This window comes from Aureispira sp. CCB-E (genome assembly GCF_031326345.1).
In the GTDB taxonomy this organism is placed as follows: Bacteria; Bacteroidota; Bacteroidia; order Chitinophagales; family Saprospiraceae; genus Aureispira.
On record NZ_CP133671.1, the window covers coordinates 1,859,543 to 1,875,428 of the forward strand.

Consider the following 15,886-nt stretch of genomic DNA (forward strand, 5'->3'; position numbering starts at 1 on the left):
ATTTAGTTTCTAATGAACTGAATTAAAGCAAAATACAACTCTAAAGAACTAATCGATCAGAAGAGATGTAATTTTTTAACTGAAAACTATTTCTTTTTCTAGCTTGTCAATTTCCCCGCCTCATCTAATACAATTATCTTAAGACAGAATATAATCAATCATTATTTATTCTAATTTAATGGACAGTTAATATTATATACTATGTAAGAATTTTACTTGCCTCTCTGAAAAATAGTACAATAGAAGTGGTGTTGTGTCCAGTTCTAACAAATAACTTATTTTGTTTTTCTTAATAAAAAAATAGTTTTGTCCTATTTTATAATTAAGAATTACAAACTTAAGAAGTTTTATTTTTATGCATATTGTTTTGGTAATCAGAGCTTGGTGAAGTTTTGTTGTTCTTGCAGAACTTAAGGGGATCGCAATAGATATAGGCAATTGATATTGGGAAAGTAGAAGTTTCTTTTTATTCTGTAGCTTATGAAAAGTCAGAAAAGTAAAAATTGCTTAGCTTTGCACAATAATTTAATTGACAGGTTATTAAATCCCCCCAAGGATATGAAAAACAAACTGCATTTCGTCCCAAATTATGGGATGTTTCTGTGTTTACTATTTATCTTCTTTGCACAGTCCTCCAAAGCCCAATTAACCAATTTTCAACAGGTAACAACCAAATGTTATGGTGGGCCAACGATAAGTATGGGAAATACGACAGGAACTTTGGTTGGTAATGTAGGGTTTACGCCTTCTGACATACCTGTTGGGCACAAAATAGTCGATGTCTTGGTAGAAATTGTCTGGTCTAAAACAGATGATGGAAGTTGTACCTCAATAACAGGGATACCTGCCGATTTAAGTCATGTTGGATTTGTTATTCAAGCACCTTTTGGTCCGACAAGATACCTAGCGGCATCTGCTTTAACAGGTCCTTTTGCAGGAACTTCTTCTAGTTTTACAGGATTGTCAAATATTGTTCGTGACACCATTGTTTTTAGAGATATAGGCAATTCTTTATTGCCAGCATCTACACCAGTGCCAGGACGCGATACCGTTCGGCCCAATCAAGATCCACTGCGATTTTATTGTGGAGAAAATCCACATGGTTTGTGGAGTATTGGAGGAATTGATGATGCACCCACTTCAGGTCCTCAATTATGTATTCACTCCTATTGTATTACTCTTATCACTTGCGATGCGACACAATTAAAAGCTAGTTGCAAAACAAACCCTACTATTGGGATTGGCGCAACAGGGGTACATGCATTTCAATTTGTAGATTTAGATAGTATTAGCGATGTATCGTGCATGGTCAAAAATATTAGTTTTTCACCTGCTACTATTAATTGTTCGGATGTTGGAAGTTCGATCCCAGTAACCATGACAATTCGAGATCATTTAGATAGTGTAGAGTCATGTGTTAGTTTGGTTTCTGTGATAGACAACGAACCTCCAGTAATATCTCAGTGTTTTCCAAATGTCTTAGGGACATTGTACTTGGATGCTACTGGACGAGATACTTTTTGGGCAGATTCTATTATTGCAACCGATAATTGTGGTTCAATGATTAAGCAAGTACGACCATTATCAGGAGGTCCGTGGCGTCCATACCTTCCCATTAGTTGTGTGACTGGCTTTCAACAGTTTGCTGCTCAAGTAAGTGATCCAAGTGGTAATATAAGCAATTGTAATATTATTGTTAATGTCATTGATACCATCGCTCCAACTGCAGTTTGTGGTCAAGATACCGCCTATTTAACAAATAATCCAAATGGGGCTGTGACGGTGTCCGCTACAGATGTAGATGGAGGTAGTTTTGATGTTTGTCCTCCTGTTATCGGACGATGGATTGGCAATCAATTTGCCCCACCTCCCGTGTATACTTGTGCTGATTTAGGTATCGATACTGTTCGTTTAATTGTTGCTGATGCTTCTGGTAATTTAGATACTTGTCACAATGCTATTATTGTAGTTGTCGATACTGTTGCCCCTGTTGCAATCTGTAAAAATGATACAGTTTACCTAAATTCAAGTGGGGTAGGAACTGTTTTTGCTAGTGATATAGATAATAACTCGGCAGATAATTGCAGTATAGATAGCATTAATATCAATGGTCTTTCTAGTATCAATTTTGATTGTTCTCATTTAAATAGTATTCAACAGGCAACTTTACATGTTTTTGATGCTAATGGAAATCGAGATTCATGTATTGGTTGGATTACAGTTGTTGATACGTTTCCTCCTATTGCGAATTGTAAAAATGCGTCTATTTATTTGGATGGAACGGGCAATGCTATTATTCAGGCAGATAGTTTAAATAATGGTAGCACGGATTTGTGCACAGGGACCAACCTAACCTTTGAAATCGCAGGAAATCCAACAACAACGTTCAATTGTTCTAATATAACTAGTAATCCTAATGTAGTTGTTCTTACGGTTATTGATAGTTTTGGAAATAGCAGTACATGCAATGCTTCTGTTAGTGTGTGGGACACTATTCGACCTATAGCCTCCTGTACGAATACAAGTGCTTACCTTAATAATTCTGGAATTGCAACCGTATATGCTGCTGATTTGAGTGCAGGAAGTTGGGATAATTGCGGTGTAACCGACAGTTTTGTGAATGTATTAGGGAATGGCTTTACAACATTTAATTGTACGACTATTTTTACCCCACAATCTGCTACACTAATTGTTGAAGATGCACAGGGAAATACAGCTACTTGTATAGGAACAGTAGATGTTATTGATACGATCCGCCCAAGGGCATTGTGTGAGGCATCTATTGTAGCACAATTAGGACCAACAGGAGTCGTGACTGTTTTGCCCACTGCTATTGATTCGAATAGTACGGATAACTGCGGATTGGTGGAATATTTGATTAATAATGCGAGTTCAGAAGTTTATACTTGTGCAGATTTAGGTACGCAAGTTGCTACGTTGACGGTTCGTGATTCTTCTGGAAATAGAGCTACTTGTACGTCAAATATTATGATACAAGATAATATTGCTCCAACGGTATCTTGTCAAACTAGGACATTTTATATCAATACTTCAGGGGTTGTTTCGATTACACCTGATAGTGTGTTGGTGTACCCAACAACAAGCGATAATTGTGGAATAGCAAGTGCTACTTTTTCTACGGGAAATAGCATTACTTATAATTGTGATAGTATTGGAAGTCGCTCGGTGCGTGTATTAGTAGTAGATAATTTTGGGAATACATCAAGTTGTGTCACAACAGTAACGATTGTAGATACAATTGCACCAACGGCAAGCTGTCGACCAGTTCCTTTTACCTTGCAATTGGATTCATTTGGTATTGGTTGTGTTACTCCTTTTGATATTGATAATGGAAGTGGCGATTTGTGCAATTTAGATACGATGTTGGTCAATGGAGTAGATTCTTTTTGCTTTAACTGTAATAATTTAGGAACCAATACCGTCACATTATCTGTTTTGGATAGTTCTGGAAATCAAAGCACCTGTACGGCCAGTGTATTAGTAACAGATGCCATTAATCCAACAGCTTTATGTCATGATACAACAATCTATTTGGGAGCAACAGGAGTTGTAACAGTATTCCCCGCAGATATAGATGCAGGAAGTAGCGATAATTGCTCCTTTACGAGTAAAATAAACAATCAGTCTTCTGTTAGCTTTAATTGTAACCAAGCTGGTGTCAACTCTGTTCAGCTGACAGTAACCGATAATGCAGGATTACCTGGCAATCAATCTCAATGTTCGGCTAATGTCACTATATTAGATACGATTGTCCCTGTTGCAGATTGTATTGCACCAGGAAGTCTCAATATTTACTTAGATGCCAGTTGTTTTGCCTCGATTCCTGCGGCTACGTTTAACAATGGAAGTACCGACAATTGTAATCTGACTAGTAGTGCTTATACGGTAAGTGGCTTACTAAATGCTACATTTAATGCGGCTAATTTGGGAACAACCCCAGTTACTTTAACCGTAACGGATCCTAGTGGGAATGCAACAACTTGTCATACAACAGTCAATGTAATTGATACCATTCGTCCGACAGTGACATGTGTTGTAGACACACTCCAATTAAATGTTTCTGGGACTGCAATGCTTACGCCCACAATGGTTCTAGGAACGTCTACAGACAATTGTAGTAATGGTTTAACCTATACCTTGAATGGAGGACAGTCGTCGTTAAATTTTGATTGCTCTGATGCAGGAGTCAATCCAGTAACTCTAACGGCAACAGATTCTAGTGGAAATAGCAACTTTTGTACAACTACTGTATTTGTCGAAGATAATATTGCTCCCAATGCAAGTTGCCGTCCCAATCGAACCTTGAATTTAAATTCGGGTGGAACTTTTGGAGTATTGACTCCAAGTATGATTAATTTAGGAAGTGCTGACAATTGTTCCATTACATCTTATGATCTGTCTAAAGATACGTTTTTCTGTAACGATATTTATACCAATCCTCATACTGTTACAATGGTAGTTACTGATGTGAATGGAAATACAGATTCTTGTACTTCTCAAATTACAGTTCAAGATAATACAAATCCTACTGCATCTTGTCAGACAGCTACCGTATATCTAGGAGCAGGAACAGTAACTGTAACTCCAACGACCGTTTTGGTGCCGCCAACGGGAGATAATTGTACGGCGTTGACCTCTACTTTTGCAGGTCAAGGAAATAATATTGTTTATACTTGTGATAGTATAGGAACACATATGGTGACTGTTGTTGTAACAGACATTTCTGGAAACACAGCAAGTTGTGTAACAACCATAACAGTATTAGATACTGTTCCTCCTGTTGCCAATTGTACAACGGTTCCTTATACGGTACAATTAGATACGTTTGGAAATGGTTTTGTTACTCCGCAGGATATTAATAATGGAAGTTATGATTTTTGTGGTATTGACACCATGTTAGTGAATGGTACAGATTCTTTCTTCTATTCGTGTGCAAATATCGGAAACACAGCTGTAACATTATCTGTTTTAGATGCTTCGGGTAATCAAGAAAATTGTGCTGCCAACATTATTGTAAACGATCCTGTTAATCCAACCGCTTTATGTCACGATACAACATTGTACTTAGGGAGTACAGGAATTACAGTTATAACACCAAATTTGATTGATGCTGGTAGTTATGATAATTGTTCCTTTACGTCAACTGTAAATGGCTTTTCTTCTGTAAACTTTAATTGTAATCAAGTTGGAACCAATACTGTGCAGTTGATTATTACGGACGTATCAGGAAATACGACACAGTGCGCTGCTAATGTAACCATATTGGATACGATACCTCCTACTGCTAATTGTATAGGAGCTGGAAACTTGACCGTTTATTTAGATAATACTTGTTTTGCTTCGATTCCAGCGAGTTCTATTAATAATGGAAGTACAGATAATTGTAGTGGATCTTTGACTTACAGTGTTGGAGGCTTGCCTAATGCAACATTCAATGCAACTAACTTAACCAACAATCCCAATCCTATTACGCTAGTTGTTCGAGATGCTACAGGAAATGTGTCTACTTGTACAACGACTATAATTGTGAGCGATACGATTAAACCAATTGTCTCTTGTCAACCTGATACAATACAACTAACAGGACCCAATGTAGTTGTAGGACCTTTAGCAATTAATGCGGGGTCATCAGACAATTGTAGCGTTCCTACTTTAACAATTAATGGGCAGCCCTCTCTAACACTTGATTGTACAAACTTGGGAGTAAATACGGTTACATTAATTGGTACAGATATTAGTGGTAATGTAGATTCTTGTTCTACGACAATCTATGTAGAGGATATAGCTGCACCAGCCGCCAACTGTAATTTAAATACAACAGTGTCAATCGACCCTAGCAATGGATTGGCAATATTGCAACCCTTAGATGTTGATAACGGTAGTGTTGACAATTGTACGATTGTTAGCTATCTTTTGTCAAGGGATACGTTTGATTGTAGTGATCTAGTTTCTAATCCACACGCCGTTCAACTTTATGTTGTTGATCAGAGCGGAAATGCAGACACTTGTACCACACAGGTTACGGTAAGAGACACCATTTCTCCTACAGCTATTTGTCAAAACGATACGGTATATTTTTCAGGAACGACAATTAATATTAATGCGACTAGTCTAGATGGAGGTAGTTTTGATAATTGTGCGTTACAGAGTTTTACTTTGAGTCAAGACACCTTTGATTGTCCAGATATAGGAGTCAACTCCATCACCTTGACTGTTATGGATAGTAGTGGCAACACATCTACCTGTATCGCAGAGGTTACAGTGTTAGACACTGCGGCTGTTGCTATGGCTGGTACAAACCAATTACTATGTTCCGTTGATTCTACAAGGTTAAATGCAGCAGCTCCTCCGAGCCCATTGGTGGGAACATGGACGACTAATTCGGGGGCAATTATCGATGATCCTAATGCCGCCAATACCTTATTGACTAGTATTCCTGTTGGTATCCACGTATTCTACTGGACATTGTCTAATGCTACTTGTGCGAATCTATCTATGGATTCTATTGTAATAGAAGTGATTCCAGCAAGTCCAGATATTGCCAATGCAGGTATTGATCAAAACTTGTGTCAAGATACAACAACCTCTTTAGAAGCAAGCCCTGTTAGTGTTAGTACGGGAATCTGGACTCAAAGCACAGCGCAAGCTAATGCAGGGGTAATTATAGGAGACCCTTCCGATTCTTTGGCTACAGTATCTGGTTTGGTTCCTGGCAATGCTTATATGTTTGTTTGGGAATTGGCAAATGGTTCTTGTGGTGTTTATGCTAGTGATACAGTGGTCATTAATATTGATGCTATACCAACGGATCAAGCCGATGCTGGACCAGATGTAACATGCAGTCCTGATACCATCAATCTGGCGGCGACTATTTCTACAATGGGAGTAGGACAGTGGTCAACTCCAACAACGGCAATCATAGACAATCCAAGTCTACCAACTACTGTGGTTAGTAATTTTGCACAAGATACGACTATGCTAATCTGGTCTTTGTCAAATGGGGTTTGCGTAGATTACTCTTCTGATACAATGTATGTTATTTTAGATGATGTTAACCCTATAGCTATCATAGATAGTTTTAATCTTGTACCAGATGGAACGATAGCTACAATTGATGTTATCCTAAATGATGCACTGCCACCCAATTGGGACATTTTTATCCAAACGCCAATGATTGATGGTCAAATGACGAACTTGAATAATGGACAGTTTGAAGTAGATATTAATCGTGCCGTACTGAACCAATATTTTATTTACGAAATTTGTAATTCAGATTGCCCTGTTGTCTGTGATACGGCATTGGTGACAGTAGCTATTCAACCTCCAGGGGATTGTTATACTCCAACAGCATTTACACCTAATAACGATGGACAAAATGATTTCTTTGTTATTCCTTGTTTGCAGAATACTACTGAAAAGGCAGCTTTGGTCGTCTTTAACCGTTGGGGGAACTTAGTCTTTGAAACAGACAATTACGTTAGCGATTGGGATGGGACACACCAAAATCAACCTTTGCCAGATGGTGTCTATTTTTATATCCTACATATAGAAGGCAAAACACCACAAAATGGATCTATAGAAATTAAACGATAAACAACGACGCTATGAAAAAGTATATATATTTATCTTTATGTGCCTGTTTGCTTTCTTTTAATAGCCAAGGTCAACAGGATATTCAGTACACTCAGTTTATGTTCAATAAATTGAGTTTTAATCCTGCCTATGCGGGGGCAAAGTCTTCTTTTTTGCTTTCTGCTATCTATCGCAAGCAATGGGTGGGTATTAATAGAGCACCACAAACCATTACCCTTAATGGACATGGTGCGGTTCTCAAAAAAAAATTAGGACTAGGCTTATCTCTTAGTTATGATGAAATTGGTTTCTCAAATCGCGTTAATATAGAGACTAGTTATGCTTATATTATTCGATTTAAGAATGAATCCTTTTTGAGTTTAGGCTTAAGAGGTTCTATGTATTATACTCAAATACGTTGGGACCAAGCTGATTTAATTGATAATTTTGATGCTGCAATTCCTCAATCTACCACAAGCAGAATTTTACCGAATTTTGGAGCAGGGGCATATTATCAAGCTAAAAACTGGTACTTAGGTCTTTCGGTGCCGCATATTTTTGTGAATGAAGGGGATTTTAATATTGTAGCATCTAATGGTGCTGTCGAACCAGAATTTACACAGCATTACTATATGATGGGAGGGTTTATTTTTGACCTATCTAAAAAGGTTCAAGTACAACAAAATCTTTTATTAAAATACGTCGTTAATGCACCATTAGCAATAGATATTAATCTAAGTTTTGTGTTTGTGCATCGAGTTTTGTTTGGTGTAACTTATCGAGTAGGGTCATCTATTAGCGCTATTGTACAAATACAAGTAGCACCTCAACTACGTATAGCGGCAGCGTACGATTACAGTACCAATGCACTGAGAGAATATAATTCTGGGTCTATTGAAATGATGATGAGTTATTGGTTTATCAAGCGCAAAAAAATAGGAGAGTTGTACAACGAACGTTTCTTTTAGACCAATAGTCAAAAGAAAAGGGCATGAAAATTCTCAAACAAGTTAACTTTATAGAATAGAAAAAGCCTGCTTAGTTCCTTTTGGTGGATAAAGCAGGCTTTTGTCATTAATAAATCTCAAAATATTGTTGCCGATTTTTATAGTTGTTTGATATAACAATTACTGACAACGGTTATCAGAACATACTAAGCAGGAAGTTGAACATTAGGAACTTCTCTAGAGTAGTTTAATAGATCATTAGGAGGCAGTTGTTCCACAATGTTGATTGCTTGATCATGGACTTTGATAGTAGGAATTGCTCCAAAGATCCAAAATAAATTGGTCAAATTGGGGAAGATGTTTTGTTTGATATTGATTTCAAAGCCATTATTATAGGTAGAACGATAGATGTAGTACATAAATTCTGGCAACATCTCTGCTTCGTTAAAAGCCTTAGCAACCTCGTCTTTTAGTTGGAAATTGATAAAATCTAAGTTGTGAAATAGACTCCCTTTGTTGGTTGAACTTAACTTCTTAACAATATCCGTGAACCAACCTTTAGGTTGACTATATTTAGAGGTTTGTACAAGGCGATAATGGCGGTTTAGATGAACTGAAAGCTCATCGCCATAACCACTGCTTTCTTTTGTCCAGAGTAGGGCATTTAATTCCGTAGTATTTTTAGTTGTCTTGGCAACTTGAATATATTTATTGATATCCATACAACCAGCAATAACTCCTCCGATTAGGTTGATGAATGTTTTACAGTCTTCTGGGCTTGCAAGTTTCAGGTTTAAAGTATAATTTTCGATGTCCAAGAATTTTTTGGAAGTAATTAAATTAACTTCCTTCTTGCTAGGCGAGGCAGCATACATATCAGCCAAAGTAGCTTCAGGATTATTCAGCCTAAGTCGTATTAGAGGTAAATAACGCCTTTCTGCAATTCGTTTATAGTGAACATTCCACTCCAATTCTTCTAACGCTTTGTTTATCTTTTGCTCATTTCTAGACTCTAGTTTTAGTAGAATTTTGACTAACTCTTCGTTATAAGCCGTATAATAAGGACCATGATTGAAATCAGAAATATCGGCTTCGATTTTAAAATGAACATTTTGATTTAACTCTAAAGATAGCGGAGAAGGAGAAATAGCTACTTGAGTGGTATTTTTGATAACAAAATTAGTTCGGTATATCAGGAGCCAAATCGCTTCCGTTAAATTAGGGGGAGTAGATTGGAAAACATCAATTTCAATAGAAGGAGCCCAACTATCCAGATCATCTTTGTGCTTTTTCTCAAATAGAAAGTAAATAAATTCTTTTAAAACCAAGGATTTGTTGGCTGTTTCAAAGTTGGTATGATCAAATCGCCACTGGTAACATCGTTTTGCCGCTCTTACCTTTTTGGCAATTTTAGCAAACCATCTACTATTAGAAGACAAATCAATAGGATCCTTTAAAGCATTTTTTAACATCTGAAATTGAGTTTCATAAAATTCCCACAATTGGTCGTAACTCGTAATGGATTTAGCTTTTGTTATATAAGCATCCATATCCAAACAACTCGCGACAATTCCACCCACCAAATCTACTACAGCTTTAGAGTTGCTTTCATCCAAGTATTCAAAATCATAGCAATTTCCTGAAGAGAGTACCTTTTTGACCAAATCTACCTCTTCATCACTAGGCGAAGCAGCATGAATGTCCGCTAGAGTAGCTTTAGGATTATTTAGTCGAGCTTGAATAAGCTTTAGGTAACGTTGTTCGGCTTGTTGTTTTAAAACAGGCTCATTTTCTAATACTTGAAGAGCGGCATTGATTTTTTGCTCATTGCGCGATTCTAAGTCGCTGAATAATTGTTTAATCATGTTAGGTGTTTTATTGTTAGTGGAGGTGGATGAATTATTATTACTATCATTAGGAACAACTATGTTGGGAATTTCTCTAGAGTAGTTTAATAAGTTGTTGGGAGGGATCTGTTTTTTTATGTCGATAGATTGATCGTGAATTTTAATAGTAGGTACGCTTCCGAAGACCCAAAATAAGTTGGTTAGATTAGGGAAAACATCTTGTCGAATGTTAATTTCAAAACCATTGTTATAGGTAGAACGATAGATATAATACATAAACGCTGGTAAGACAATAGAGTTGTTAAATGCTTCAGCAGCTTCTCTGTCCAATTCAAAATGTATAAAATCTAAGTTGTAAAATACATTATAGTTATTGGTCGATAAGAGTTTTTGGATGATTTGACCAAACCAACCTTTAGGGTTGAGGTCTTGTTGACGCAAAAGAGATAGTTGCAAGGTATTGCCATAGCCATCTTCATCTCGGCGCCATAATAAATTATTTAATTCTTCTTGGTTTTTGGTTGATTTAACCGCCTCTATGTAATTGTTGATATCAATAGAACCAGCAATAATCCCTCCAATCAAATCAACAAAAGCTTTACTTTCTTTAGCCGATAAATTTGTAAGGTTTAAAGTATATTTTTCAGGATTTAGATATTTTATCTTTTTTACGAGTCGAACTTCTTCTGGACTAGGGCTTGCTTCTAAAATATCGGCAAGTGTTGCATTGGGCTTATTGAGTCTCGCTTTTATGAGTGGCAAATATCGTTGCTCTGCAATTTTTTTAAAATCAATATTTTCTTCTAAGGCACGTAGTGCTTTCTCAACTTTTTCTGCTTTTCGAGACTCTAGTAACGTTAGAATTTTCTCAAGTTCAGATTTTGTGACTCTTGATAAAAAGAAATGGTCATTTTGAGAGAATGCCCAAGCTGATTCATTGCTAATTCTGAAAAGATCCCATTTTTTTCGACCTAGGCTTAGGGGATTGTCTGGTAACTCAATGGTACTATCCAGTAAATTAATATGGTATTTCAGTGGCAATATCCAAGCAACTTCTGTTAGGTTAATAGTAGTTGATTGAGCAATATCAATGTAAATCGTTTCATATCCTGCCAAAAAAGCATTAGAAGGGGTGTGAGGGTGCTTTTCTCGATACCCAAGGATGAAATACATAAACTCTTTTAAGACAAGAGATTGGTTGGCATAGACAAAAACAGTATGATTAAAATAAATGGTTTTAAAAGTTTTGGCAGAATAAATTTTCCTAGCAATTTTGGCAAACCACCGGCTGTTACTAGATAAATCAATTTGTTCTTTCAAAGGGGCTTTTAGCCCATAGTTATTATTGTCCAAAAAGGTTTTTAGATCCTTGTAATTGTCAATGTTTTTGGCTTGTGTAAGATGAGCTTCTATGTCCAAGCAACTTGCAATAACCCCTCCAACCAAATCAACAAAAGCTTTGCTTTCGGATTGCGAAAGATTATCTTCCATCAGCCCTTCAAAACTCAACGATTCGTCGGAAGATAGGCGTTCTCTGATTAAATCAACTTCCTCTTTGCTAGGCGAGGCAGCATAAATATCTGCTAAGGTAGCCTCAGGGGTATTCAATCGAGCTTGGATAAGTTTTAGGTAACGCTGTTCAGCCTGTTGTTTAAGGGCAGGCTCATTTTCTAGTTGTTGAAGTGCTGCCTTAATTTTTTTTTCGTTGCGTGATTCTAAATCACTAAATAGTTGTTTGATCATATTTGATTTGGTATGCTTTTGAAGACCAAACAAAACTATCTAGTATTATTATTAAAAGCAAATCAAAAAAATAGAGCTTTTAAGATGCTTACAGTTGTTGTTAGTTGGTTAATGTGTTGAATACTAGTTGGTTTTGTGCTTGTGTTTGTATATTTGTAAAAATAATTCAGATAAAATTTTCTAAGTAATAAAAAATAGTAGCAGCGCAGCTAACTATTGAAAAAAGAAAACCACCTCAAATATTGAAGCGGTTTTCAAATTCATTAAAACAAAGTACTTAAATTCTAAGCTTTGTGTACAAAACAAAAAAGTATATTAAATATAAAATTATACTATTCCAATTTACATTTATTTAACCAAGAGTTGGGTAGAGTTACTATTTTATACTTGATAAAAAAATTCTGTTCTATACGATAGCCTAAAGCTAAAAATTAAAAATCTTACTGTTTGATAATACGTTGGGTCCATTTTTCTTGATCTGTTTTTGCTGTCAAGAAGTAGACACCTGTAGGGAGTGATTCTATATTAATCGTCTGTATTTCGGAAGTAACTTGTTTGCTGTTGACGGTTTTTAGTACGCGTCCCATTGCATCAGTTAAAGTATATTGAACGTCGGTAGCAGTGGTAAGATTCATCTCTATCTGAATATTCTTTGTAGCAGGATTTGGAGTAACCATCAATGGAGAGTTATTCGCTTCTACTTGAGCAATGCTTGTTGTTGTTGAATCTGGTGCAAAGTGAATACCAATTGAAGGGACATTATCCAAGCCATATCCTAATCCATAAGAATTAGGGGTTTGCCCCACAGCAGTTTGTGTAACTCTAGATGTATTAATAAGAAGTGTATCAGGTATGCTCATAAGTCTGTTTAAAGCATAGTTTTGATATTCACCAGCTATAGATATACCATTGCTATAGTTGAATGAAGCACCTCCACCAGAAGCAGCAGTTTGCACAATCGATATGAAATACATTTGATCATCTTCTAAAGCACCCATCGGATTTCCTAAAGCATCAACAAAGTTGGTTGCTGTTGCAATGCCATAACTTTTGGGAGCCATAGACGTCAGATTAGTTAGCAAAACATATCCTTCAGCTACCAAAGTCAACTCATCGCTTCCAATATAGCCATTCGCAGGAGTAGCTCCTGAACCATCGTCTATGGTGTAAATATTCACAACCAGTGTTTGAGAATCAGGTCCACTGTAAGTAGGAATAAAGTAGCGGAAATCAATAGAATCTATTCTAATATTGTTGGTCTGCCCTTTTGGAAAATGGTATGCAGATCCCCACTCAAAGTGTGTATAATTGCCATTGCCAGGGAAATAACGTCTAGAATATGCTACACGATTATCGGATGTACTCAAACCTGCTTTAGATAAATAACTAGAAGTTTTACTAGTAATGTTGAATGAATGGTAAGCAGTATCGTTATCTGTAGTAGCATCTGAATGATCGTGAGTTACCCAGTATTTTACACGATATTCTCCAGCGCCATTATTAATAATAAAATCAAGATTTTTTAAATAGGCAATAAAAACCTTGCCATTGTACTGTCCCGCTTCTAAGGTGTCCACGTTGAGTGTATCACTATAAACATTGCTCACTAGGTTTCCTGTATTGCTTTCATAAAAATCAATTGAAACACGCATTTGTGCATTGTCTTGCGGATACAATGTTTTGCCACCAAAATTGATCAACTTAGCACCCCAGAACCACTCTTTTAAATCGGTAGGATCTATGTTTGATAAAGGAAAGTATTGGTTGCCACTTATTCTAACAATATCTCCTTTACCCAAAACATTGTTAACGTGTGATGATTTTCCAATTGCAATATCATAATCAGGAGCAATTTCAATGCTAATATCATCAATAGACGCAAAGAAATAGTATGTATCAAAGACAAATCGTATGCGGCATTCTGTTAAGTTGGTTACTCCTGCTGTTACGGTAGGCATAGGCACACTAACAAAACCAGCTACATCTTCTTCTTGCAAAATTCTATAATCAAAAGGCGTACTCCAAGTAGTACCATCGTCTGTTGACATAGAAACGCTCAATTCGTCGGTGTTTACTCCATTGGCAACATATTGAGAGAAAAACTTAACGACAAGAGCGGAGTCTGTATACCCAGTTAAGTCAATTCGAGGTGAAATTAATTCCCCTCTATGCTTTGCAGGAGAAGAACCCGCTCCTACGCTGATACTATCGTTATCCAAAAAGTCAGAATCAAAGATAGCAATTCCATTACTTAAAGATGGCGAAGGAAGTGGAGTTGGATTATAATAAGGGGGGCTAGAATATAGACCTTGAGAATGTCCTAAAGTACTTCTTGTCCAAAAAGCGTGGCTAGCACCTCCTGTTGTATTGCCCCAATTTTCATAAACAGTTAAAGCCGTCCAAGCATTGGGATCATAAGGTCCTATGGTGTCTTGAATAAATGAATTCTGAAATTCAGCTTCTGCAACACCTACAGAGGAGCCAACTCCCCAGATTTTTGTTTGAGCAAGGGCATCAGTGTTAAGAAATAAACTTAGTGCAAGCGCACTAGTGAATAATAGACTAGATTTAAACATATAGTTTTAGTTGTAATTAAGATAAATAATATTTGATAATTGTAAGGAGAGTAGATAAATAACTATATAGATGATATTAAGTAATCTAACGAGAAGCTAAAAAGCTTCTCGTAGAACTACTAAATTGCTAAATGAAAGGATAAACTAAATTTAACAGTAACTTTGTCTTTTTCTTTAATGCTAAAGAAAAGGGCAAAATTTTGATTGCTGCTGTTAAGGGGAAATGAAAAAATTAGTATCAAGCTAATGTATAGGAGACTTGATGTGTATTGACTAAGTCTTCTAAAACTCTTTTTAATAAAAACAAAGCTTCTTGATGCTTTTCATTTTGAATTAATATTCTAAACGGAGTAATCGCATTGTTATACAAATCTTTTAACAATTCGTTTTTGTTAGGGTGATGAGCAATAACCGAGGTCACAAAAGGCGATATAAAATAATACATTTCATAAAGCATTCCTCCATAGAGATAGTCTCTCATAGAAGTATCTCTAAATGCTCTAAATAAATTCAGTTCTTTTTCAATAGATAATGTTTCAACAGCTAAGGTAGCTATACATGGATCATCTGGAATGTTATCAGGATCTAGACCCCCATAATCCATATAAATATCAGGAATTGGTTGCCCTAATTGATCCAAAGGTTGAAGTACTGCAGGAATTGTCGTATCTTTAAGTCCTAAGTGGAATTGAATGGAATAAGTTTGAGGAATATTTAAGATATCCAACAACGAATTAATTCCAAAATAAATTCCTCTAGTAGCATCCTTATAGGTTGCACGAACCCCTTCGGCATAATACCCCACAAAGTTATGGACCATTTCAGCAACTTCTGTTATTGTAAACAAATCACCTTGGTGGTTGTAATAACCACTTTTTGATACCAACGGGCTCCAATTTTCAACATTGTCAGAAGGAGTAACGCAAGGTACTAGAAATAAGTGAATAGAATTAGGATTGAGTGAATCTCTCAAACCATACATAAAGCGTATTCCTGCGATTTTATCAGAAGATTGAAGCGTTTGATAAATTAAATCACAAGGAATAATGTAAATATCATTGTTGATACTTGGGAAATGGTTTTTAAAATTGCTAGTCAAAAATTGAAAGTATTCATTAGAAATAAATGAACCTACATTCTTTACATTCATCTTTTTGGTTTCTTGCATATTTTGGGATTT

The 15,886-nt window shown here is 36.3% G+C and carries 5 protein-coding genes; 2 read left to right on the forward strand and 3 right to left on the reverse strand.

What is annotated here, in order from left to right:
* The first annotated feature begins 558 nt into the window (after nt 1–558).
* Entirely contained in the window at nt 559–7,614 is a 7,056-nt protein-coding gene (locus QP953_RS07025) for a gliding motility-associated C-terminal domain-containing protein (RefSeq protein ID WP_309554440.1), read from the forward strand.
* A gap of 11 nt (nt 7,615–7,625) precedes the next feature.
* Complete coding sequence (locus QP953_RS07030) at nt 7,626–8,561, forward strand: type IX secretion system membrane protein PorP/SprF (protein ID WP_309554441.1); 936 nt, start codon at nt 7,626–7,628, stop codon at nt 8,559–8,561.
* A 185-nt stretch (nt 8,562–8,746) separates the two neighbouring features.
* On the opposite strand, the gene QP953_RS07035 is transcribed toward QP953_RS07030, so the two are convergent.
* The 3 genes from QP953_RS07035 to QP953_RS07045 form a co-directional block, all read right to left on the reverse strand.
* Nucleotides 8,747–12,130, reverse strand: coding sequence for a hypothetical protein (locus tag QP953_RS07035; protein WP_309554442.1), 3,384 nt, complete (start codon nt 12,128–12,130; stop codon nt 8,747–8,749).
* Nucleotides 12,131–12,570: 440 nt separating this feature from the next.
* A complete protein-coding gene (locus tag QP953_RS07040; protein WP_052596013.1) occupies nt 12,571–14,706 on the reverse strand; it encodes a T9SS type A sorting domain-containing protein in 2,136 nt (711 codons plus the stop codon).
* Between the two features lie 238 nt (nt 14,707–14,944).
* On the reverse strand, nt 14,945–15,874 hold the full coding sequence (locus QP953_RS07045; protein WP_309554443.1) for a hypothetical protein: 930 nt from the start codon (nt 15,872–15,874) through the stop codon (nt 14,945–14,947).
* Nucleotides 15,875–15,886: the final 12 nt, after the last annotated feature.